Origin of the sequence: Shewanella donghaensis (genome assembly GCF_007567505.1) — a bacterium.
Classification (GTDB): domain Bacteria; phylum Pseudomonadota; class Gammaproteobacteria; order Enterobacterales; family Shewanellaceae; genus Shewanella; species Shewanella donghaensis.
The window spans coordinates 3,811,878-3,836,084 of sequence record NZ_CP041783.1 but is presented as its reverse complement, the minus strand read 5'-3'; the positions used below and the strand labels follow the sequence as shown (position 1 = coordinate 3,836,084).

The following is a 24,207-nucleotide window of genomic DNA, read 5'->3' as shown; positions in this document are numbered from 1 at the left end:
TTCGACGATTTTCGCTACAAAGTATAATCTGCATTGGTATATTTATGCACCAATGACTGAATCGTGCCATCACTTTTTAACTTTGCGATAGCCGCATTAATTTGCGGCATTAACGCCTGATGCTCTTTTCTAAGACGCATAACTAATACTCCGTCAGAGTGAACAGCTGCCAATGAAATCGGCAAGTTCAATTTTTTGGCCCAATATAAGGCCGGTAAATCTCCTGATATAGCGGCCTCAACTCTATTTTTATGCAAAGCTAGAATCAGTTGTTGTTCAGAGGTGAAGTCCACACGTTTGAAAACGTCATCATCATGATATAAATACCCTCTCACAGTACCAATTGACTGATCTTTTATTTTATCAATATCAGCCCAAGCCAGTGAGTTTTTCTTAAGGGTAATGATATTTTCTTGGATATTAAGCACTGGCTCAGATTGAATAAACTCCGCTCCCATATCACCGTTAGCAAACCAACTCGGGCTGACAAAATCAAAGTCCAGTAAGCCTGTTTCTAATGCTTGATTGGTCCGTTTGGGTGGGTAGTTGTGCTTTTCTATCTCAATTTCAGCTATTGATAACAATTTAGGCACCAATTCTCCAAGAATGCCAGAATCCAGTGCTTCATTTGGAATGTAGTAAGGTACCCAACCACTGGAACCATTGACGTTGTATTTTAGTTTCGTTTCGTTTGTTTTCGTTGCAAGCGAGGGCAATGAACACAGTAAAAAAGTAATACTTAAGAATATTGTCTTAATTTTCAATTCATTCACCCAAACCTATACAAATTCAAAACAATACCAAACACATAAAAATTATTCCCACTACTATCATAGATTTAAGATAGAACAATAGAGTGCAATAGTTAAGAGTAAATTGTACATAACAATCAAAATAGGCCATTTAAGTATCAAAGCTCTAATACAAACTGACTATGCCACATTTAACACTACAGTAACAACTTGCTTTGACATTAAACGCTGAATTTTGAGTTTTAAATAGCCTCAAACAGTATCTTATATTATAAAAAGTGTTTTTTACGGTATAGAATTTAATCCTATTTGATTTAGATCAAAGTATCCCTAAGACATTTAAGGTCTTATAAGGGTGACCTGCATCACATAGGCTATTTAAAACATCCTGCATGAGTCACATAAAATTGAATTATGAATAGAGAATCGATTAGACCCTTAGCCCTACTGATATAAATACAAAGGTGTACCAATGGAATTACTACCAAACTGCTATACAGAACTGTGTATTAATGGAAGATGGTTTCATTATAATCACGACAAAAAGTCAGTGTTTATGCTTAATGGAAGTAATCCCCTCTCTTTCGAACTCGAAATTGCCCCGACTACGGAAGAAGAGCTTGAAGCGCATCTAACTAATATTGCCGCTTTCTAAAACTCATATTCGTGATTTTAACTACTGAGTCATAATTAGCCTCAAACACCATCTTTATAGCGTGTTTGGGGCTTTTTAATATATTGTCTATTTTAGAAGGCTAGCTTTGCGCTATAATTTGAATACAATGCAGACAGCATCTACTTGTTAATGAGGCATAAAATGGATAAAGCGAAGATAGTGGTCATTGATGATGATCCCGTTTGTACGGGTCTTTTACTGGCAATATTGGGTGATGAACACCTCGTTATGACAGCAAACTCAGGTGATGCCGCCATCGAAATCCTGTCAACGGTGCGCCCTGATTTAATTTTCCTCGATATCACCATGCCTAATATCAATGGCTACCAAGTGATTAAGTTTATTCGAGATCAACCTGAGACAGCAAAAACGCCTGTAGTTGTCGTCAGCTCTTTAGTTGAGAATTCAGATCAACAATTCGCATTAAAACTTGGCGCAGATGATTATCTCACCAAACCAATCATGCCTGATTCCATTCAAAGAACCATTGATACTTTTCTGCCGCAATTTTCATAATCAGCAGTTATTCAACACTTAAAGCTAATTGAATCAATAAAAAAAATGGCTACTTATTACAAGTAGCCACAAGGGTGATGATGATGTCACCGTTATACGAAAAACATGTATAACAAAAGATTACGATCTAATTTCTCATTATTAATAGAGGCTTACTTTCCTATTAAATCTAAAATTGAGATAACAATAGCTTAATCCATAAAGATTAATTCATGGTGCGCCTTTTCACCTTTTACCTCTAGCGCAACACGGTATGTTTCAACCCCATCTTTCCAATCAACATCATCAAAAGTTAACTGGTATAAGCCTGATTCAGCTTCATTAATATCCATCAAGCAAGTTTCAGCTTCAATACAATTAGCATGGGTCGCTTGATGCCAGCCTAGGCTATATTTGGTTGACGACTTCCCTGCTGCAGGATAACCGATCATCATCAAGTTAAATCCTGTGGCATCTGTCACTGATTTAGCTTCATCACCGGTCAGTTTAACTATAATCGTTCCTTTTTCAGCATCTACGGATTGCACCGCAGCTGTAAGCGTCGCCGTTTCATCAATATTAACGGTAGTAACGATAACAGGTGGCTCCACCGGCGGATCGATTGGATCGACTACGGTGTCGTCATCAGAGCTACCACAGCCAAACAGCAATACTGTGCTCAAGCTGATGACACTACAAAGTTTAAAGTTTTTCATGTTAATACTCCCAGCAATTAATGGCCGCCGTGACAGGTAGTACATGACATATTCGTTTTAACACTTGGTGCAAATGTTGACTCAGAGGTATGACATGATTGACAACTTTGAGTGGTATCAGAAGTTGGATGATCCATGACAGTTTCACCATCAAATGCTTTGTTAAGCATGGTGACTATTTCATATACCACTGAAGCTGAAAGTTGTTTACAGCGCATACCTTTTTGGCTAAATGATTTACCATTTTCACTAGCCCAAAGACTGATTGAGCTATGACATAGCATGGTGTTTGCCGCTGTAGGCGTACCTACTTGAGCAAGGGTTTCTGTCATATCTGCACCGATACCTTCAATAAATTCAGCGGTCTGAAATGGTAATGCTTCTTGCTCATAAAAGCGCATGGTTTGGCTTAAAATGGCATTAGCTGATTCACCATTAATAGATAACAAATTCACTAACATGCCTGTCGCATTAATATTACCGCAAACCGTACCTTCACCTAACATGCCTGCATAGCCATAATGCGCCATCGCAGTAGGAATTTGAGCAAACTTCTCAGCATCTACTGAACCTGATTCAGCAAGGCTTTGAATGATGCTATCAAACACCTGGTACATACAACCGTTACCTGTTTCATACGCACGCTTGGCCACAACCATAGGATCGAGTTTGGCGTAAGCTAATCTGGTGCCCACTTCTAATGTCCAATCTCCTGTTGCATTTGTTACTGCTGCGATTACAGGGTTAGCAACAAGAGCTGTTCCCGCTGCCGCTGTTGAAATACCAATGATACGGTTAATCGCCTGTCTTCTATTTAGTGTTTTCATGATTAATTGCCTCTATTTTTATATTTACTGCTCAACATTAAAGTTGAGTATTCGAAACTGGGAGTGCTGCATTAAAAGTTAAATAATTGATTCAGATTTCAATGCTGCTTTGCGCTTGAGTTAAGAATGACAGATCATAAAAATGTGATTGAGAGCTAGCTCAAAGTAATATTTAGCAAAAACCTTCCATTAGAAAAAACGAATGAATGCAGAATAAAAAACCATAAAGAGACAAAATACTAGCGCTTAACACCATACATATGAATTTATAAGCATGTAATACTAATTACGTGATATTACCGAAACAATTACACCTAAAGAAACGTGATACAGATCACATACCCTATTAATCCTTAGATAAATTTATTGTTTGGTATTGAAATGAGCAAAAGATCTCAGTGGCTTCACAAAGTAATTAACTAAGATTTAGCATTTATTTAAAAGTAGCATTCTTAAACTGTGATTGACCGAATGTTTGTGAGAGATTAATTGCAGTAAGCTGTTTATAGACTTTTATTGAGGCGTGCTCTAAATGCAAATTGACATCTTTGAATTTGATATTGCTAACAACCAAATACTCAATACTGAATCACAAAGTTGTCTTCGCCTTACGCGTACTGAAAGCCAGGTTTTAGAGCAATTGAGCCGCCACCCTAATCAGATAATGACCAAGGGCCAGTTAGCTTGTGCTGGTTCGCATTCGGCTGTGATGAGTGAGTCTGCCGTGTCTAAAGCCGTATTTACCTTGCGGAAATATTTTGGTGAAGATCATGCAGAGCTGATTGAAACAATTCCTCGAAAAGGATACCGACTTAATATTGCCCCGCCAAAAGCCAGCTGGATACAAAGGTCAAACAAATATCGTAAACACGCACTTTATAGTGTGTTGATGATGCTGTTGGTGACGACCATTTCGGTTGCTGCAATGCATAAATACATCTTATTTAAACCTGCAGAAACACCGATTAAAAACTCCAGAACGGTCACACTAATAAATAATCAAGATATTGAGCTAACCTGGCTGGAGTCACCAACAATAACCATGCAGCAAGATATTCCGGTTGAACAACGGATCATAGCAGCGCTCAATCAATGTCATTATTTGCCCTGGTCACAAGTATTTCTTGCATACTCTAATGACATGCAGGTCTTCAATATATCCATGGCAGGCCGCAAGCAGAATGGCGATTCACTCATGCGAAATATTAAAACCAGTGACTTCAGTTTAAGTCCCAATTTTATCTCTGAAAAATGGTTAGACGAGGTATCACTCTGTGACTAATCGAATTCTAATTGGACTCATCAGCGCCCTACTCGTGCTGATTAGTATCTTCATTACCTATCAGCATATTAAAGCTACTGAAGTTCATATGGCACTATCTTGTCGAAATGAATTAGTGGCAACAAACCCTAGCACCCAAATGATTGAACACCATTCACTTATTGCTGATTTCACTTTACAAAAGCGCTCCGCAAGCATTAGCTATCGTTATTTCACTATCGATGGGACACCGATTGCGACACTGCATTTAAGTGGCGATATTCTTAGTGCCTATAAAGAAAAAGATATCTACGTGTTAAATTTATCCCACAGTGAATTAATCCGACATAACAGTGATCTTGAACTGCCATTGCATGCGAGTCATTTAAAAGCGTTTGCCAAAAGAAATATCGCCAAAGAAGGTGTTTATAACTTCACGATACAAATCGCCAAACGAAACACAGAACAAAGTACGGTGTTGTTGTATTTTTTACCTAGCACCAATATTTGCGCCTGTAGCTTGGTTGAAATGGGTTAAAATCATCATATTCTGAATGAAGCTAATAATTAGCATTATATAACCAAAAGGATTGATGGGATTCCTTACGAAAGGCTGTAGTGCGGTTAGATAGTCATCATTAAACCGTTAATCAAACATGACCATCGGTCACAATGCTACAAAATCTAACAAAAACAAAGCTATAAACCTCTTATTATCATAAGCACGGCACAGTAAAAAAACGCCATAACTGTTATTATCATATATTTACAGGGTTAGATTAACCCAAATAATAACAATGTGTTACAGGATAGATGTGTCTTATATAATTACAAATAAAACCACAAAGAACTTTTTGAGGTATTTACCTCTTTGCGTTGCTGCTGCATTTGCATCATCAGCCCATGCTAACAATCACAGTTTTGATGCGCGTTCACATGCCATGGGCGGTGTGGGCGTCAGTACCGCTGATTTTCTCACTGCGCCTTTCCATAACCCTGCATTAACTGCACGCTTTAATGAAGACGACGGTGTCGCATTGCTCATTCCCTCTCTTGGAGCCCATGTCAATGATCCCACTGATACCATTGAAAATGTAGAGGACTTCTCAGATATCTACGATCAGTTTAAATCATTAACCAACCCAACTGAAGCTGATGCTCAAGTAGTCATTGATCAACTCAAAGTGATACAAGGCAACTACGCTCAAGTACAGGTAGGCACTCAATTGGCTATAGCCATTCCCAACAAATCCCTTTCGGTAAACTTATTTGCACAAGTCTATGCAGATGCATTGGTGTTTGCTGATATTGCCGATGAGGATTTAGACCCAAGCAATATCATTAACCAAGATTTGAACTCTCAAGCGTTAACCATGGGCGTTGTAGTATCAGAGATTGGTGTAAGCTTGGCAAAATCCTATAAGCTCGCAACCGGTGAAATATATTACGGCGTATCGCCGAAGTATCAAACGGTAAACACCATCAATTATATTGCTGACATCGAAAATTTTGAATTTGATGATTGGGATGACGATCGCTATCAAAATGATCAAGGGAATATGAACCTTGATTTGGGTGTAGCTTATCAGCATAACGCTGGGTTTGGTTTTGGCTTTGTTGCCAAAAACCTAATAAAAAATACTTATGACACAGAAGTGATTGAAGGTGTCTATGGCCAATATGACATCAGCCCTATTTATACCGTGAGTGCGAATTATCAAACCCGTTATATGACCGCTGCTATTGATATTCAGCTCAATGAAGCTGAAGGTTATAGCCGTTTAGAAGGTACTTCAAACCCGTTTGATACCGACAATGACAACCAACAAATTGCCGCGATTGGCATTGAATTTGTACCTGCAAGTTGGGTTAAACTACGCACCGGCTATCAAAAGGATTTAAGCAATAATAGTGACGACAGCATGACTGCCGGTTTAGGTTTAGCAGTGGCAAACACCTTTAACATTGATTTATCAGCTAGCTACAGTGACGAGAATAATATGGGCGTCGCTTTTCAAACCAGCTTCAATTTTTAGCTTTAACGTGTGAGAGTAAAAAATAAGGCTGCCACTCTGGCAGCCTTATAACTCTTTGCACTTTTGCTCTCTCAGTATCTTTTAAAGATGCCAATAGCGCTTATCTCACTTAATCGATTGTCTCTACATGCTTACAATTACTGCTTTGTAGCTTTTAGCACCGCAATTGCACCATCAAAATCATAATTATTAATTTCAATTTCTAACTGCTTCAACTGATTCTTCGACAAGCCAATAACCTGTGGTGATGTTAATGATTCAATAATCGATAACGCCTCGGTATCATTTTGCTCAAGTGCAGCCATTAATGATTCGAATATGGCCTCATCGACAGCTTCAATACCAGGCTCAGTATTATTCGTAGTGTTATCCCCTATTTTATCGACAGTGTTATCAAGGAGTATGGGTATCAATTGACGGGTTAAATTACCCATCGCCATTTGCAATTCATTTAAATCACTTTTTAGCGCATCAATATCTGCTACTTCAATAGCTGTTTCTTCAATTGAGCTAGCCGCTTTCTGTATCACATGAACCCGAGTTTCAGCTAAGCCACATAGTTGGTATATCTGGGTGAAATGTAAATTCCCAGACACTCCTTTTAAGGTATGAATATAATGATCCAGCTCGTTTATTTTATCGCTATCCACATGATTTTTTCTCACTGGCTCGCTTGTACTCGAAGCACTGTTACTAGAGTCACTGTTACTAGAATCACTGCCACTAGAATCGCTAGGCTCAACAAACGGAATGACCGTATCACTGTATGATTGGATAAATTTACGCGTCAACTTGAGATACAGTTTTTCATTGCCCATTAAGGCTTTTATCCCGCCGACCGCATCAATCTCTGTAATTGCTGATAGTTGTGAAATCAAATGTCTCTGATCATCAACCAGTTCATCAACCCGTTTACCAACTAGAGTAACCTCTGCTGAAGGTTGCTGCTGTGTCGAGCTGTCTTTAGGGCTTATCCAGTTAGCCATCGTCTCAAACATGTCATCAATAACAATAGGCTTACCGATTAAATCATCCATGCCACAATCCAATACTTTCTGTTTATCGCCAGACATCACATTCGCAGTCATGGCGATAATTGGCAATGTAGTTTGCGCTAATTGATCGCGGATATATTGGGTCGCTTCATAGCCATCCATAACGGGCATTTGGCAATCCATTAACACACCATCAAATTGCTGGGCCGTTAACTTATCAATAGCTTCTTGGCCATTGTTTGCCACCTCTACCGTCATACCATTTGTGACAAGTAACTCGACAGCCAATTCCTGGTTAATAAGGTTATCCTCAACCAGCAAAATATGTGCTCCAGCTAATTTTTGAATATTAAGATCATGCATATCATTATTCATTTTCAGACGAGTACGCTTAGAGGGCTCTTTGTCATATAGCGAGATAATTTCATCGTATAGAGTTGAGTTAGTAAACGGCTTACTAAGGATCTGATTGATCGGTAATTGGTAGGCCTCAGCCTCTGATTGCACATCCTCAACCACGCTAGATGTCATGATAATAATCTTAGTTTTCGTATCAACAATTTGTAATAGTTGCTGATATTGAATAACACTTTCATGGTGTGGCAAGTTCCAATCAAAGAAAATAATCTCAATAGGCAGGTCAGAATTTAACGCAGCAAGATACGCTGCTTCAATATCGGTAAATGCATCCACACTACTAGGTTGATACTGTAAGCTTTCTAATTGCTTACTCACAATCGCACGAACAGTCGGGCTGTCGTCATACAGCAGCACGGCTTTGTTTTGAATATGAGACGGCACGATTTTATCAGAAACGCGTAAATCACTTTGCTCAACCTCTATTTCAAAACTAAACACCGAGCCATGACCTAATTGACTGCTTACAGCTATTTCACCAGCCATTAAGTTGACTAATTGCTTACAAATAGCTAATCCAAGGCCTGTACCACCATATTGACGAGTAGTTGAGGTATCGGCTTGCGAGAATGACTTAAATAATTTGTGCTGCTGCGCTTCACTTATGCCGATGCCATCGTCAGCAACTTCAAATCTTAACTTCAACATTTTGTTGTTTTGAGAGACGAATATAATCGATAAGCTGATTTCGCCACTCTCAGTAAATTTAACGGCATTCGCCCCTAAGTTCACCAAGATCTGGTTAATACGCAATTGATCTCCCTTCAAATAACTGGGGATGTTGTCATCAAGGTTTATCAGTAACTCGAGGCCTTTCTCTTGTGCTTTACCGCCAATAAGGACTTTAAACTCATCTAATAAATCTTCTAACACAAAATCTCTAGATTCAATCTCTAACTTGCCCGCTTCAATTTTTGAGAAGTCCAAAATATCATTAATAATCAACAGTAATGATTGCGCTGAATGATGCACTTTGGTGATGTAATTATGCTGTTTTTTAGACAGTTCAGTGGTTAATGCGAGATAACTCATGCCAATAATGGCATTCATCGGGGTTCTGATCTCATGGCTCATGTTGGCCAAAAAGTCAGATTTAGCTTGGTTAGCTTTCACTGCCTCTTCACCGCTTTGCTTGAGCGATTCCGACAACTCCACTAATGAGTGCTGAGATTTACGAATTAAAAAGGCCAGCATCAGGATAGAAAGAATAAATATGATACCCGCATAGGTCATGTAATCAGCCAAGTTTCTGGCTTGAGTCATCTCATTAAAGCGAAATTCTCGTAAAGTTGATAAAATATTATCTGCTGATAATGCCGAGCTCACCATGCCTTTTGAGATACCGTCAAGCTTAGCGGTGACAATGACCACCTTTCTAAAATTATCGAGATAGGATGCAATATTAGGGTACACCGTCTTGAAGACTTCTTTTTCATCATCTTCAATTAACATGCTTTGAATTTTTTGAGTGCGATAAAGTGCCCCTTCAAGTAACGATACAACCTGCTGTGCCAGATACTCTTTTGCTTCTATTGTGCGCGACAACGAAAAATCCCTATCGGCCTGCCTAGCATCATTAATATTTTGGGTCAGTAAAGTCACCTCTTCAGATAACTCCAATCGATTAGCCATCACTTGTTGTTTCTGACTGACTTTTTCTTGCTCGACACTCAGCAATGTCATTTTATGACTGCGTAAATCTAACGCCAGTTGCCCAAGCGCGGCTGAACTGATGGCTAAACTTCTGACGATTGGATTTTCAAAGTTAATTTGATCTGCATCTCGTAGCGCTTTAAGTTGCAGTAATGACTCTTGATAATGCAATTCTGCACTTTGTAATTTAGATAATAATAACCGACTATCAGCATTATCAACCTGATAGGTTAACTGGTTAATATAACGATTCAGCATGCTCAGTCTTTCAAATGCGCTGTCATAATCACGTTGATTTCTAAACAGCATAAAATCTTTGCCATAGCTTCGAATTGATTCGATTATCACTGATATTTCATAGGAAACGGCTGAGTTGTCAGTAATGGTGCGAATTTTTTCGCGGTAATTACTGACCTTCTCTTTATCATAGTTAATGTATTTAGTTTGCAAACTTTGCAAGGCATTAGCACTTGATGTGGCTTTACTTGCTTCCTCTACCATTTTGAAACGAGATAATTTTTTCTCTTTCGTCAGCGCCACATAACGCTCAAAGCCCAATTCATAGCTTTTAATTAATGTTGTTAATTCAGCCGTTTTAGCGCTGGTATCCACATAATCGATATTATGAAAACTCTCTACTATGCTAAGTGATTTTTTGATATTTTTTTCAGCTTCCTTTGCTTGCTCTGGCAAATTATCACGTGTAAATGAAAGCTCGTTGAGTCTCGCCCTATCTAAAGCAAGCAGTAATTGTCCAGCACTGGTGTAGCGGTCAATTGAAATGAATAGCTGATTCATGCCTCCCCATGCCGAAAAACCCGCGATAAAGAGCAGTATAATAGCGGCAATAAAACCAAACATAATTCTACGAGAGCGGTTTAAGATGCTACTAGAGTTTGCTTGAGGAGATATTAATGGCATTTTAACTTCCGTAAACCTTGAGTGATGTATTAACGTTGAAGAAAATAACTTTCATCAGAAAATGAAGATTTAACATCTAATATGCGTGGAATCAGCTTCATAAAAATAGGCACTAATTGCGGGTCAAAGTGTTTACCAGCTTGCTCTTCAATCAATTGGCATGCATCTTCAACACTCCAGGCTTTCTTATAGGGTCGTTCACTGGTTAACGCATCAAATACATCGGCGATGGCTACGATTCTGCCAGAAAGAGGAATGTCAGTTCCGCTTAAGCCATTAGGGTAACCGCTGCCATCCCATTTTTCGTGATGGGTAATCGCGACTTCTCGGGCTAACTCAAGTAAATCAGAACTATTGCCGCCTAATATTTTAAAACCATATTCTGAATGCCGTTGCATTTCTTTCCATTCATCAGCGTCCAGCTTTCCTGGCTTACACAAAATATGTTCTGCAATCCCAATCTTACCGATATCATGCATTGGCGCTGCACTAAACAATAAGTCACACCATTCAGAATTAGCTCCATAAGCTTCTGCAAGAAGTTTGCTATAGCGGCTCATTCTGACAACATGCATACCCGTTTCGTTATCTTTATATTCAGCCGCACGGCCTAAGCAATTAACGATTTCAAGCTGACTTTGATGAATGTTATTGGTGCGAATTTTAACTTCTTTTTCCAGCTCACGCTGTTGAGAATACAATGCTAAATGGGTTTTGATTCTGGCGTATACTATAGAGGGGCTTATAGGTTTAGTGATGTAATCCACTGCGCCCATGTTAAAGCCTTTTTCTTCATCAACCGTTTCAGACTTGGCAGTGACAAATATGATTGGAATGTTGGCCGTTTTAGGGTTGTTTTTTAGATAGTGGCAGACGGTATATCCATCCATGACCGGCATCATGATATCCAGTAAAATAAGGTCTGGCGTCGGTGTTGCCTCAGCAATACTAATAGCTTTAGCCCCTGACGTGGCAGCTTTCACTCGATAAGTGGGAGAAAGAAGCTCTGAGAGTATTTGAATATTTGCTGGTGTATCATCAACCACCAAAATCGTCATTTTTTCATCTAGCATCATAAAATCCATTCTAATATGTGAGCCATATTCTTATTTATATCGATATAACTAAAAATCAAGATTTGGGATTACAGCAATATCTTTAGAACCAGTCGCTCCACTTCGTTTAATCAATATAGCAGATGCAAACCTCAACAGCCAAGCAACCTAATTGACTGATATTTATAAATTATGACTAACAATAAACTTCACTGCCAATACTAATGAATATCGTAACGGTAGCCATCATAAATAATCGTATTTTGCGCTGATTTACTGCCTTTGCAGGCATGAAAAAGGAGCCCTAAAGCTCCTTTGATTTAGCACAATTATCTATCGTTCCTGCTGAAGCGTTATTTATCAGAATTGGTTGACCCAATTTTATGAATCGCCAAATCTGCACCAATAAATTCATCTTCCTGACTTAGACGCAGGCTAGAAACTTTGTTAACGATACCGTATACAATCACACCGCCAACTATCGCGACAACGACACCCGCAACCGTACCAACAACTTGCGACATCAGGCTTACGCCGCCTAGTCCACCCAATGCTTGCTGACCGAAAATACCTGCAGCAACACCGCCCCAAACACCACATAAACCATGTAATGGCCACACACCTAATACATCATCAATTTTAGCGCTGCGTTGTAACCGGGTATACACCAACACAAATAATCCACCAGCAACTCCGCCGACAACGAATGCCCCAACAGGGTGCATTAAGTCGGAACCCGCACAAACCGCAACTAAACCCGCAAGTGGTCCGTTATGAATAAAACCTGGGTCATTTTTACCGACTACTAACGCCACAATTGTACCGCCAACCATCGCCATTAAACTGTTTACAGCTACTAAACCACTCACGGCATCAAGCGTTTGAGCTGACATGACATTAAAGCCAAACCAACCGACAATCAGTATCCACGAACCTAACGCAAGAAACGGAATATTAGATGGCGCAAACGCGATACCCGGTTTACGACCTTGACGAGACCCTAAGAAGTATATAGCCACCAGCGCTAACCAACCGCCCATGCCATGGACGACGACTGAACCCGCAAAATCATGGAACTCAGCACCGAAAGTCGTATTTAACCAAGCCTGGAAACCATAATTACCATTCCAAATAATGCCTTCAAATAAGGGGTAAACAAATGCCACGATGAGTGCAGAGGCAAATAAGAAGGGTCTAAAGCTGCCGCGTTCAGCAACACCGCCAGACACAATGGCTGGAATGGCTGCGGCGAAAGTGAGTAAGAAGAAGAACTTCACTAACTCATAGCCATTGTTGGCAGTCAGTGCATCTGCACTAACAAAGAAGTTACTGCCATAAGCTATTTGATAACCAATGACGAAATACGCAACGGCAGAAAAAGCAAAGTCAGTGAGAATTTTAACCAAAGCATTCACTTGGTTTTTATGTCTAACAGTACCGACTTCTAAAAATGCAAAACCCGCATGCATTGCAAGCACCATAATGGCACCCAGTAAGATAAACAAGCTATCTGCACTCTGTGCAATGACGCCAATCGCATCACTAATATTGTCCATGCTTTACCCATAAATTATTATTTTATTAAATTCATGAGCTTACAAAAGCAAGAATTATTCCGATGTTACTAGTTTGTTATTGAGTTATGCCCTAAATAAGCGCAAAGTCCTGATGCTAAACATGAAAATTAAAAATATTTGAACCACAAAAGTGCGCACCTTAATCAACTAATCACTATAAAGCATAAAATAATCGATTATGCTGCACTGTTTTAACTCGCAAACAGACCGCCTTGCTACAAGTTGGTGCAAGGCAAAATCAACTCCAATGGTAATTATTAGTTTTTGGATAATGTTAAATATTGTTTGTCGCTATACCCCCCTCAATAACCCACATTGACTTAATCCCTTTCCAAACATTACCTTGAAGTTTAATCCTAAAATTGTTAACTCGATCAAAATATAACCCCAATAATGGGAATAGACTGATCACTACAACATTTGGTTAATTAGCCAAATGACCAAGTGATAATGTCTACTATCAATAGACATATAGCATGGATGACATGACAAGCTAGATAGGAAACTAATGACAGAGCCAGATCTAAATAGGCTAAATGCCCGTTCTACAATTCTAAAAGCATTAGCCCATCCAACGCGATTATGGTTGCTAGAACAATTACAGCAACAAGATCTTAGCGTCCTTGAGCTCACTCGTGGCGTTAATGCCGATATTTCAACGGTGTCTAAACACTTATCAGTATTGAAACAAGTAGGGATTATTAGCAATCGTCGCGAAGGTAAGCAGGTTTTTTATAGCTTAGAGACACCCTGTCTGTTGAACATGTTTAGCTGTGTCGAAACAGTATTAGAAAAAAATGCTCTCGCCCATGCAGCTTTAGTTAAACCATCCTCTGAAACCTCAAGTAGGGAATAACATGAAAATTGAAATATTGGGTAGCGGTTGTAAAAAATGCTCTAATTTGGCCGCAGATGTTGAACAAGTGGCTCATGAGCTATCAATGGAATTTACGATTGAAAAAGTCACTGACATGGCAATAATTCTTGAATACGGTGTGATGTCAACCCCAGCAATTGCCATAGACGGTAATGTGGTCGCAGCGGGCGCGGTTCCCTCTCATGCTGAAATTAAACAACTATTGAACCAAGCCAGTAAGGCTTAATGTAACTGAAATAACTAACAACTTGCGATTCAAAGAGGTCCAATTAACTGGTTTTTAATAGCGAGATATAAGGCTTATGACTATTTAAAAATCATCCTTATTACTAGTGAGGTAAACCAATGTTAATTTGGTTCTCTGTATTTGCCGATTGGCTAGTTTATGATTTATTAAGGCTATCAAACCAAACACAACTCGGCCAAGCCGTTCACTTTTTTGTTGAAGACACCAGCAAGATTTTTGCATTACTTATTGTGATGATTTACGTAATTGGCTTTTTGCGTGCATCATTAAATGTCGAACGAGTACGACAGTATTTGGCAGGAAAACCTAAAATCATCGGCTACGGTTTAGGTGCGGGTTTTGGTGCTATCACTCCTTTTTGCTCTTGCTCAAGTATTCCGGTATTTCTAGGCTTTACCTCTGCGGGGATCCCTATCGGCATCACCATGGCTTTTTTACTGACTTCTCCACTCATTAATGAAGTCGCCATTTTATTGTTATTTAGCCTACTGGGGTTAAAAGTCACCCTGCTATATTTATTAACGGGCGTCACTATCGGTATGTTAGGTGGCGCATTACTTGATCTTTTAAAAGCTGAACGTTGGCTTCAGCCATTAGCAGCAAAAGCTTACGCAATGGGTCAACAGCACTCTCCTCGTGAGACCTTAGCTAAACAATCGCAGTCAACAAGCATAACTTGGCAACAACGACATCAATTTGCTAAATCTGAAACAAGTGAAATTTTTAGCCGAGTGTGGAAGTGGGTCATTATTGGTGTTGGATTAGGGGCCGCTCTTCATGGATTTGTTCCTGCAGGCTGGCTAGAAGCTAATTTAGGTGACGGTCAATGGTGGACTGTACCACTAGCCGTTTTAATGGGGATCCCACTTTATGCTAATGCCACAGGCGTAATCCCGGTGTTAGAAAGTTTACTATTGCAAGGTGTACCATTAGGCACAACGTTGGCATTTTGCATGAGCACTGTAGCAGCCAGTTTTCCTGAGTTTGTAATGCTAAAACAAGTGATGCAATGGAAATTGTTAGCACTATTATTCTCCATATTACTAGCGTCGTTTACACTAATGGGCTGGATACTTAACCTTGTCGGCTACTAATACCATACGATATGTGCGTAATAATATGTGTCACTAAAGCCTTCGAATGTCTACCTCAGGCGAATTAGCCACTAGCTGATGATTATCTCAACATTACCACTCAACTAAAGAGATATTTTTGTTAAGTTGATCAAAAAATTATTTGAAAGCTCGCCCATAGTCAAAGATCATAATGCTATAGTGATTATAGTTTCAAAATAATGAATCTTAATAAATTTCAGTTCATCCATTGAGGGTTATCTATGCTAAATGAGAATCACGCACTTATTTTCGACTTCCCAGAATTTAAACAAGACATTGTAGATTTGACACACAAAGACGAAGCTTTCAAAAATCTATCGAAGCAGTATCATTTATTGGATTATGAAATTCGTCAGTTAGAAGTAGCAGGCAGTCCTACTGATGACGAACATATGCATCAGCTGAAAGTAAATCGCGCCAATATGAAAGATGATTTATTCCATCAATTACAAGCCCACAAAAACGAATCTGTGGCGTAAAAGATTAAGCTAAATGGCCAGGATTTATTAGCTAAGAACTGGCCATTTATTTTAATGTCTACTGCAATATCCTCTAAGACATACTCTCGATCGACTGTTATTAACTGAAGTAACTAACTGAAGTAACTAACTGAAGTAACTAACTGAAGTAACTCACTAATGTTGCGAACTGCAGAGAATCACTTTTACGACTCGCAGCAGCAAAATCTTAAACAATCCATATTACAGCTGGGTAAATTGTCGGATCAAATTATGATAAACGTTATGAAGTTTATTGAGCTCTTCACGATCAGTCTTACCTTGATTGATCAATGACTGAATACTTTGATCAAGCTGATACAAATTCTGTCGTAAACTCCCATCAGCCACCATGCTTTGCATCCATGTTATCGCAGCAATTCGCTCACCACGCGTCACCGCAGTGACCTTATGTAAGCTACTAGATGGGTACAATACGCTGTAACCCGCTGGTAATTTTATTTGTTGATCGCCAAATTCTGTCGAGATGATCAATTCCCCACCGTCATATTCATCAGGCTCACTTAAAAAAGTAGTCATCGACATATCACTGCGGATCACATCAGCGGTGCCTGGCACCCTCATAACTGCAGCATCAACATGAAAACCATATTCTTCAGTCTCTGAATAACGATTGAAGCAAGGCGGAAAAATTTTATGGGGTAAGGCCGCCGAAACGACCTTGGGGTTATGACCAATTTGCGCCAACAGCTGATTAGCTAGTTGGCGAACCACATCTTGATTAGCATCGGCTTGAGTGTTATTTTTTACTGACGCCGCCATGCCCATGGCGGTTTGTTTACCATCTAGCCATGGTGCATCAGCTAATTGCTGTCTGAATAAACTCACTTCTTCAGCAGTCAATATTTTCTCAATAACAATCATTACGATACCTTTATTTAAAATTCATATGTCGCGGTTAAATTAGCATTTCTTGCATCACCCAGGTACATAAATGACCCTGAACGATATGCTGCAGTCCAGTACTCTTCATCTAATACATTGCCAACATTAACGCGGAAGGTTAAGTCCTCTGTAGCATTGTAATTCGCGAATAAACTCACCACTTGGTAAGCGGGTACTTCTATGCTGTAACGGCTATTTTCAGTATCATATCCGGCTGCAGTATCAGGTTGTCCACCGTACATTTTACCTTGATAAGTGTAACCACCACCAATGACGAACATGTCATTAATTTCGTAACGTAGTTGTAAATAGGCACTTTCGTCAGCAAAGTTACTCAGTTTTTTACCTATGTAGTCTTCATTAAATGATTCGAGTATTTCAGAGTCCATTAACGACGCCGATAATTGAATACTTAACGCCTCAGTGATATTACCCACCATGCCAATTTCAATCCCTTCGACACGGTTTTTACCGGTATTGAGGCTACCTAAGGTTGAATAGCTATCACCGACACTTTCCATTACATCATCTTTAGTGATTTGGAATATCGAGGCAGAAAACATCACGCTATCGTCAAACAGCATCCATTTAGTACCAAGCTCAATATTCTCAACCAATTCAGGATCCGCTGCCAGTACTTGCTCAGGTGTGCCACAAAGTCCACCATAACCACAACTTGCGCCAAGGTCTGACTCACCGCCATTGATGTTAGTCGCCGTGCTGTAGCTGGCGTATATATTGCCTGCTTCTGTCAGGCTATACACTAAGCCAACATGGCCGTTATACATGCTGTCGGAATAGTCATATAAAATATCACCATTACGGCTACTTGAAGTGTCATTGGTGTAATCAAAGCTATCTTGTCTGAAGCCGAAAAAGAGTTCTACCTCTTCGGTGATTGCCACGGTATCCATGAAGTAAGCCGAGATGGTTTCGATATTATATATCGCATCAGATGCCCCTTTTGAATAAGTACGGCCCATCAGTTGATCGATATTATCAACTTCATCGCCATTACCATCAACAATACAATAAGCACCAGACTCGCCTCGGCGGCCATCGACAATACAGTTAGTGGCGTTATTATTGACGATATCATAAACGCCGTTATCCACTGATTCATCGGTATATTCGAGTCCAAATACCCACTTATTCTCCATACCTAAAATATCGGTATTCCAGAATAAGTTGAACTGAGTACTCCAGTATTCAACATCTTGGCGTCCTTGATGGGTGCTAATAGTTAAGGTTTCAGCCCCCGGCGCGTCAAGATCACTCGCAGCACGGTTAGTGCCACTCATACCCGTGGTAATGTAGCCATTTTCAGTGCGACCAATACGGGTGGCATTATAAAAACTTAAACTATCTGAAATCTCATATTCTGTGCGCAAGGTAAACGTGCTGACATCAGAGCTGAGAAAGTCAGAATCTTGAGCATAAACTGGAATATCTTCGATAGGCTTGCGAGTATCTTGGTCAAAGTAGCTACCTAAATCAGCCACATCATCGGCTTTCATGTAGTAACCATCGGCGATAAATGACAAGTCATCTGTCGCTTCATACACCAGTGATAACTGGGCGCCATTTCTTTCTGAGCTAATGCCTTCACGACCCGGCTTATCTTCATCGGCAATCAGGCCGTTAATTCGTAGCGCGACCTCTTCAGTTAACGGCACGTTATAATCAACCGTAAAACGGGTATGGTCATCGGTGCCCACAGCAGCATCAACACGACCAAAGTTATAAGCAGTCGAGGCTTTTTTGGTGACACTGTTCACTGCACCACCTGATGAACCGCGTCCAGCAAAGGTTGAACTTGGGCCTTTAGTAATTTCAACTTGTTCGGTGGCAAAACTTTCACGGGTGGTCATACCCGGATCGCGCAAACCATCAACAAACACATCACTGCGGGCTTCGTGACCACGAATAATATAACGATCGCCAAAAGCATTGCCGTTTTCGCCCGTTCCCAAGGTCACACCCGCTTGAGTAGATAAAATATCTTTTAAATCGGTTAAGCCAGATTCTTGAATTTGATCTTGAGTCAGTACCGTGATCATTTGTGGCGTATCAACCAGATCCGCAACGCGGCGTTTATCACCTGAAGTGTCATAGAAATAGACAGAACTTTTCACACCATGAATTTGAATGCGTTCGATGGCTTCTTTTGAGGTTGCAGATTGGCATTCAACGCCGCTTTCTTTATCACAGACTTCATTTTTTTCATCAGCCGCATGCAGAGGCGCACTACTAAAAACCAGTGCGGTAGCAACCGCTTTAGCACCTAATAATAATGATGTTTGATGGCGAGATTTCATGTTGTAAACAATCCTTTTGTTAGAACAAGCTAAATTAGGTTGCGAACTCTAACAAAGATCTAACACGAATGTAAATAAAAACCATTACTATTTACATTCATTGAATTAAGGATTGAAATTATGAAATATGGCATCAGCTCAACTTATTTTGTTGTGACAAACATCTTATCTACCACTGATTATATTTATGGATATCGTTCTCTTATAGCAGTCTTACCTGGCTCCAATATCGTCGCAAAATCTTAAAAATCAGTCTTTCTTCTATTTCATTAGTGGCCTAATGAATTCGTTACACTTTTACAGAAAAATAATAAATATCACGGTTCAAAAATCACTGAGAACCTGCATGGATACTAGCAAGTCTACTATTCATAACTATACTTTTGGGGTCAAATTTCTTACACCTTATGGAGAGTATAAAATGAAACATATTATCGGAGTTATCGGATTATGTTGTTTACTCTTTGCTGTTTCTTCTCAAGCTGAACTTGAGATCTATAAAGATTATGACCTTGGAAAAGACATTACTTCAATGACAACAGTACGAATAGACCCAAACATGGAAGATGTGTATTTAGAAGGATTACGAGAGAGTTGGGTTAAAGCGGTTCGATTACAAAAAGAGCTCGGTTTTATTAAAGACTGGAAAATTTATGCCAGTGAATTACCCCAAAGTGGCGACTTTAATATGGTGCTAATGGTGATGTTTGAGAACAGCGCTGACTTAGAACCTAATCAGGAAAAATACAAAACCTTTATGAAAAGTTGGGGCCAAGCCAACCAAGACAACAGCCGAAAAATTACCAAAACATATCCCGATGTAAGGACATTAACAGGAGAGTACAGATTAAGAGAAATCATCATCAAGTAGGTAATAATCGACAGAATAGACAATTCATCATAGTTAAACCCCCTCACACTTAGTTGATACCCTTTTAAGTGTGAGGGATCTGGTTTCACTCAATCACCTTCTTAAATCCAAATCTAGCAGACCAATGTTCATTGGCTCATTTTTCATTTAATAGCTGTGCATTTAATAGCGGCTCGTTTAATAGCTGTTCGTTTAAATGCTGTTTTTTAAAATGCTGTTCTTTTAAATTTAGTGCATTGAAATGTTTTCCAACCTAATCAGGTCTCCTTATCCAGATACCATTATTTGTGTTTGCCGCTATTGCCTTTGTCGCAAATAGTGCATAAATCAATAACAAGGATTTAGGATGAAAAAGCTGACTTACCTGCTACTCGCGTTGGCCATGATGGGCTGTACCAGCATAAGTGACCAACCGATTTTTAATCAGCAAGGTTATGCTGTCAGTGGCTATGATGTCGTTGCATATTTTGCAGATAACAAAGCCGTTAAGGGCAGTACAGACTTCACAAGTGAATACCAAGGCACTCAATGGTTGTTTGCCAGTAAACTACATCAAGCCCAATTTGAGCAATCGCCACAGCAATATATCCCGCAGTATGGTGGCTATTGCGCATACGCCATGAGCAGTGGTTTTGTCGTCAGTAGTGACCCGAATGCATTTACCGTTTTTGAAGACAAACTTTACCTAAACTACAGTCTAAGTGTGAGAGAAAATTGGCTGGAAAATAAACACCAATTTATTAAAGAAGCCGATGAGCATTGGCTTGAAAAGAATAAATGATATTTATCGTTTTATTGAGTCTGCGGTACTGAGCGTAAGATTATTCAATCTAAATGACTGAGCATAAGTAACTGGACATAAGTAACTGGGCGATTCAGTATTTAACTTGCTTGAACCTATATCCCTTATAAAACAAAAAAGCCTTGAGCGTATTTACGTTCAAGGCTTTATAACAGCTAACAAATGGCTATTTAATTTGCGACTGTAACCAGTTAATCAATTCGTTAGAGGTTTTAAGTGCATATTCTTTTTTTACCAACTTGCCCGCGGGATCAAAAAGTAACATTTCTGCTGATTTCACCCGATATTTAGCGATGAACTGATCACCCTCTGGCGTTCCCATTCTGGCAATAAGGAAGAAAGCTTGATCATTAAGCTGTTCCCGAGCGGCATTCATTTGCTCTGTTTGGCTATTACTCACGGCAAGGTTAGGATCATAAACAAATACTAACGCAGGTTTACCGGTGCCAACTTGCTCATGGGATGTTTTAAAGCCTTTTGGCAAGACATTGAACACCACTGCAGCTAATATTGCTATGGCAGCTATCACGCCTAAAACCACCCAAGGCTTGCGACGAGAAGAATCTGAACTATGGTTGTCTTTGATAACAAAGCCCTCTTTAAAATGTTGAATGCATCACACATTATGCATGATGTTTAATAAATGCCGCGTTCTACAAAAGTGTCTTATTATAATAAACTTAACTGAGTTTTATCTTAAAATACCAGGGCTCAGCTAACGATAAGATAGAGAAGTAATAAGTCCTTAATATATTTAAATAATCATACAAAACTGCCGGAGTAAAAGCTTGTTTTAATTGCAAATCCTTATTCCCTAAACTCTTTAAGAACCAGCACTGACTCCCTTCTCAAGCGAGTGAAATCTGTGTTGAGGATTGCTTTAATTTCAGCTCCCTCAATTCAGCTTTTAGTTTTTCGACGTCATCCAATAACGGCATCACAATATCCCATCGGTGTGTTTTAGCATTCCTTTATATGGCTTATTGTACTGTGATATTTTATGAAGGGAAGCAGTTGATTTTATGCATCAAAATCATGATTAAAGACCTTTCCTCTCAAAATGATATTTATGATTGCGGTTCAGATATACGCCAAAGCGGTTCAAGCAATACGGTGAAACCTGAGATATGGCCAATATAGCTAAGTGGCTTAGCTTGTTGGCGAAGTGAGACAAAATCACCCTGCTGATATTGTTGGTGCGCCAGCGCCGATGACCAATAACTGAGCACGACATGTTGAGTGCTATTTTGCCAAACATCTCCCCCAATAAACCCCGTTTGACGTATCATCCCAGGATTCCAAATGTGTTGCTGATTAGCCATAAATGCCTGTTTATCAGTAACATCATCACAATAAGCAATCCGCAGTATTCCCGTATTAGGGAACTTATCTTGGTCATGGTGAATAGGCATAACATGGCTTAAACGATTAACGCTACAGTTCAAATAAGTCGATACCTGCTGATTTTGCTCAATAATGTCATCATGAACCGTCGCCATAAATAAGGCTAAATCCTGCTCTGTGCGCCACAAACCGACAATTACCGCTGTCAGTTCTGAATGATTCACATTCTCTTCATCTTGCACCCATCCACCAAACTGCCCCATAAATCCATCACAGGTAGCAGCTGACTTCCAGCCTTGCTGACTATGACAAAAATGCGCTTTTTGATCCTTAGCAACTTTACAGGTAATGATTTTCGCGATGGTCATATTGTGTATCCATACTGTTATGTTCGCTGAATTAACATAATCAAAAATTCGCAAGCGCTGCTAAAAGACCGCTATGAACTATTGATTTAAATAACTTTACTCAGAAGTTTCCCTTATGCTCTGATAGTATACAAATAATATTTACATTGCTGTATGCAATTGCATCTGACAACGTACGTAGATCAATTAATTAGCTCAAACAAAACCACACTCGCTAATAACGCGTTTCCGATATAGCCATAAGCCTAATAAGCTTAGCAGCAGTTATCGCAACATTAACGAGTTGGCAGTTGCCACGAAACGAACACAGAACCAGCCTTACAGGCTTGTGATTAAGTGAACTTTAATCGAGCTGAAGTAGAAGTAAAAAAACCAAAACAAGATTACTTACTGCAGTATTAATGGTTTTTGGTTTTTTTATTATAGTGTGTCGCTAGCTGCTAGTGACACATAACAACTTGCTTAAAGCTACTTGCTACAAGAGCCACAACACACATCACCACCATGTTTAGCAGTTTCAGCTTCTTTCGCTTTAGCATCTGCATTAGTCACTTTACCTTGTTCAGCGTTAGCTGCAACCGGAGCCGAAGTTAACACAGAAGCCTGCTCAACTGACTTTTTAAAGCCAAACATTTTCTTGAAAGATACTGACATAAGAACTCCAAACCATTTAAAGGTGCATTTTAAATAAATGTTATTATTCCCGAGTAATTTAGTCAACTATTAATCCATTAACTTGATTTGATTGAGGTGGGATAAGGAAGGTGTTTTTAAAATAAGACCTAACAGGCACAGTCCTGATGCTTGGACAGTTCCAAGCTCAAAAATATATCCTAATCAGCCATGATGACTGTTGTTAATCACTAGTAGTTTACATATTTAAGTCTACGAAAATACGTTAGGACAACTTACTCTAGCCCTAACTCATAATGCTTGTTATGGCAGGTTAGTGCTTATATCTAAAGGTTTTACTGTCATCTAGTATGTCAATTTTGATCGGTACAATGCCTTGATTAACACTAGCTATTTGTTGGAATGCTTTTTGAGAAAGATCGATAACTCGACCTTTAACAAATGGACCGCGATCATTAATTTTTACATCGACACTTTTATTGTTAGCGGTATTTGTGGCTCTCACAATCGTGCCAAAAGGCAAAGTTTTATGCGCCGCTGTATAGGCTCTCATATTGTATTTCTCACCACTTGCCGTCAATCTGCCGTGATATTGACTACCGTACCAAGAAGCTTGCCCCACTAGCGCATGAGATTTTGAATATTGGTTTGTCTTTGATGCATCGATTGGTGATGTTGATGAACAGCCAGATAACATGGCGAGAAGTAATACTGTAACGGTAAGCTTAAATTTTCTCATTCTATTAACTACTCGCTTTAAAAGTGATATTGCATCTTTTTTTCAGCCTTTAAAGCACTAACGAATGCCTCAATACAGCTAACTAGGCTTAAGGTCGCAGTGTAAATTA

Annotated in this window: 23 protein-coding genes; 11 read left to right on the top strand and 12 right to left on the bottom strand. The window is 39.4% G+C overall.

The features are described from left to right. Window positions 1-14: 14 nt before the first annotated feature. Window positions 15-758 (bottom strand): substrate-binding periplasmic protein, encoded by a 744-nt coding sequence (locus tag FPK91_RS16485; RefSeq protein ID WP_144214494.1) that lies wholly within the window; start codon window positions 756-758, stop codon window positions 15-17. Between the two features lie 466 nt (window positions 759-1,224). Here FPK91_RS16485 and FPK91_RS16480 point away from each other — a divergent pair, with 466 nt between their 5' ends. Both FPK91_RS16480 and FPK91_RS16475 read left to right on the top strand, forming a co-directional pair. After that, a complete protein-coding gene (locus FPK91_RS16480; RefSeq protein ID WP_144212482.1) occupies window positions 1,225-1,407 on the top strand; it encodes a hypothetical protein in 183 nt (60 codons plus the stop codon). A 162-nt stretch (window positions 1,408-1,569) separates the two neighbouring features. Beyond that, window positions 1,570-1,944, top strand: coding sequence for a response regulator (locus tag FPK91_RS16475; RefSeq protein WP_144212480.1), 375 nt, complete (start codon window positions 1,570-1,572; stop codon window positions 1,942-1,944). Window positions 1,945-2,135: 191 nt separating this feature from the next. Here the strand turns inward: FPK91_RS16475 and FPK91_RS16470 are convergent, their stop codons facing one another. Next, window positions 2,136-2,639 carry a hypothetical protein gene (locus FPK91_RS16470; RefSeq protein ID WP_144212478.1) on the bottom strand — a complete coding sequence of 168 codons (504 nt, stop codon included), beginning with the start codon at window positions 2,637-2,639 and terminating at the stop codon, window positions 2,136-2,138. Window positions 2,640-2,656: 17 nt separating this feature from the next. Continuing rightward, a complete protein-coding gene (locus FPK91_RS16465) occupies window positions 2,657-3,466 on the bottom strand; it encodes a cytochrome c3 family protein (RefSeq protein WP_144212476.1) in 810 nt (269 codons plus the stop codon). 532 nt (window positions 3,467-3,998) lie between these two features. Between FPK91_RS16465 and FPK91_RS16460 the strand changes: the two genes are divergently transcribed. The 3 genes from FPK91_RS16460 (at window position 3,999) to traF (ending at window position 6,763) form a co-directional block, all read left to right on the top strand. Then, a complete protein-coding gene (locus FPK91_RS16460; protein ID WP_144212474.1) occupies window positions 3,999-4,748 on the top strand; it encodes a winged helix-turn-helix domain-containing protein in 750 nt (249 codons plus the stop codon). Then, window positions 4,741-5,265 carry a hypothetical protein gene (locus FPK91_RS16455; RefSeq protein WP_144212472.1) on the top strand — a complete coding sequence of 175 codons (525 nt, stop codon included), beginning with the start codon at window positions 4,741-4,743 and terminating at the stop codon, window positions 5,263-5,265. The genes FPK91_RS16460 and FPK91_RS16455 overlap by 8 nt, the downstream gene beginning before the upstream one ends. A 316-nt stretch (window positions 5,266-5,581) precedes the next feature. Next, a complete protein-coding gene (gene traF, locus FPK91_RS16450) occupies window positions 5,582-6,763 on the top strand; it encodes a conjugal transfer protein TraF (protein ID WP_158638095.1) in 1,182 nt (393 codons plus the stop codon). Window positions 6,764-6,900: 137 nt separating this feature from the next. Here the strand turns inward: traF and FPK91_RS16445 are convergent, their stop codons facing one another. From FPK91_RS16445 to FPK91_RS16435, 3 genes are all read right to left on the bottom strand, one after another. Further along, complete coding sequence (locus tag FPK91_RS16445; RefSeq protein WP_144212468.1) at window positions 6,901-10,749, bottom strand: hybrid sensor histidine kinase/response regulator; 3,849 nt, start codon at window positions 10,747-10,749, stop codon at window positions 6,901-6,903. 29 nt (window positions 10,750-10,778) lie between these two features. After that, window positions 10,779-11,834 (bottom strand): response regulator, encoded by a 1,056-nt coding sequence (locus FPK91_RS16440; RefSeq protein WP_227006594.1) that lies wholly within the window; start codon window positions 11,832-11,834, stop codon window positions 10,779-10,781. Between the two features lie 323 nt (window positions 11,835-12,157). Then, a complete protein-coding gene (locus tag FPK91_RS16435) occupies window positions 12,158-13,360 on the bottom strand; it encodes an ammonium transporter (protein ID WP_144212466.1) in 1,203 nt (400 codons plus the stop codon). Between the two features lie 529 nt (window positions 13,361-13,889). Between FPK91_RS16435 and FPK91_RS16430 the strand changes: the two genes are divergently transcribed. The 4 genes from FPK91_RS16430 to FPK91_RS16415 all read left to right on the top strand — a co-directional run bounded on the left by FPK91_RS16430 (window position 13,890) and on the right by FPK91_RS16415 (window position 16,099). Next, on the top strand, window positions 13,890-14,237 hold the full coding sequence (locus FPK91_RS16430) for an ArsR/SmtB family transcription factor (protein WP_144212464.1): 348 nt from the start codon (window positions 13,890-13,892) through the stop codon (window positions 14,235-14,237). Window position 14,238: 1 nt separating this feature from the next. Then, window positions 14,239-14,484 carry a thioredoxin family protein gene (locus tag FPK91_RS16425; protein ID WP_144212462.1) on the top strand — a complete coding sequence of 82 codons (246 nt, stop codon included), beginning with the start codon at window positions 14,239-14,241 and terminating at the stop codon, window positions 14,482-14,484. Between the two features lie 119 nt (window positions 14,485-14,603). Further along, window positions 14,604-15,599 (top strand): permease, encoded by a 996-nt coding sequence (locus FPK91_RS16420; RefSeq protein ID WP_144212460.1) that lies wholly within the window; start codon window positions 14,604-14,606, stop codon window positions 15,597-15,599. Between the two features lie 242 nt (window positions 15,600-15,841). Continuing rightward, window positions 15,842-16,099 carry a YdcH family protein gene (locus FPK91_RS16415; RefSeq protein WP_144212458.1) on the top strand — a complete coding sequence of 86 codons (258 nt, stop codon included), beginning with the start codon at window positions 15,842-15,844 and terminating at the stop codon, window positions 16,097-16,099. A 222-nt stretch (window positions 16,100-16,321) separates the two neighbouring features. Here the strand turns inward: FPK91_RS16415 and FPK91_RS16410 are convergent, their stop codons facing one another. Both FPK91_RS16410 and FPK91_RS16405 read right to left on the bottom strand, forming a co-directional pair. Continuing rightward, the gene (locus FPK91_RS16410; RefSeq protein ID WP_144212456.1) at window positions 16,322-17,002 is read right to left on the bottom strand and encodes a Fe2+-dependent dioxygenase; all 681 of its coding nucleotides are present in this window, start codon (window positions 17,000-17,002) and stop codon (window positions 16,322-16,324) included. Window positions 17,003-17,016: 14 nt separating this feature from the next. Beyond that, window positions 17,017-19,341: a TonB-dependent receptor gene (locus FPK91_RS16405; protein ID WP_144212454.1), complete on the bottom strand. Its 2,325-nt coding sequence runs from the start codon at window positions 19,339-19,341 to the stop codon at window positions 17,017-17,019. Between the two features lie 421 nt (window positions 19,342-19,762). On the opposite strand from FPK91_RS16405, the gene FPK91_RS16400 reads away from it, so the two are divergent. Together FPK91_RS16400 and FPK91_RS16395 are read left to right on the top strand one after the other, a co-directional pair. Next, window positions 19,763-20,212, top strand: a complete 450-nt coding sequence (locus tag FPK91_RS16400; RefSeq protein ID WP_144212452.1) for a hypothetical protein — start codon at window positions 19,763-19,765, stop codon at window positions 20,210-20,212. Between the two features lie 346 nt (window positions 20,213-20,558). After that, window positions 20,559-20,993 carry a YHS domain-containing (seleno)protein gene (locus tag FPK91_RS16395; protein ID WP_144212450.1) on the top strand — a complete coding sequence of 145 codons (435 nt, stop codon included), beginning with the start codon at window positions 20,559-20,561 and terminating at the stop codon, window positions 20,991-20,993. 187 nt (window positions 20,994-21,180) lie between these two features. On the opposite strand, the gene FPK91_RS16390 is transcribed toward FPK91_RS16395, so the two are convergent. The 4 genes from FPK91_RS16390 to FPK91_RS16375 all read right to left on the bottom strand — a co-directional run bounded on the left by FPK91_RS16390 (window position 21,181) and on the right by FPK91_RS16375 (window position 24,098). Continuing rightward, window positions 21,181-21,543 (bottom strand): hypothetical protein, encoded by a 363-nt coding sequence (locus FPK91_RS16390; RefSeq protein ID WP_227006593.1) that lies wholly within the window; start codon window positions 21,541-21,543, stop codon window positions 21,181-21,183. A gap of 538 nt (window positions 21,544-22,081) precedes the next feature. After that, window positions 22,082-22,726 carry a DUF4937 domain-containing protein gene (locus FPK91_RS16385; RefSeq protein ID WP_144212446.1) on the bottom strand — a complete coding sequence of 215 codons (645 nt, stop codon included), beginning with the start codon at window positions 22,724-22,726 and terminating at the stop codon, window positions 22,082-22,084. A 468-nt stretch (window positions 22,727-23,194) separates the two neighbouring features. Beyond that, entirely contained in the window at window positions 23,195-23,380 is a 186-nt protein-coding gene (locus FPK91_RS16380; RefSeq protein ID WP_144212444.1) for a CCGSCS motif protein, read from the bottom strand. Between the two features lie 292 nt (window positions 23,381-23,672). Further along, entirely contained in the window at window positions 23,673-24,098 is a 426-nt protein-coding gene (locus FPK91_RS16375; RefSeq protein ID WP_144212442.1) for a septal ring lytic transglycosylase RlpA family protein, read from the bottom strand. Window positions 24,099-24,207 lie beyond the last annotated feature (109 nt).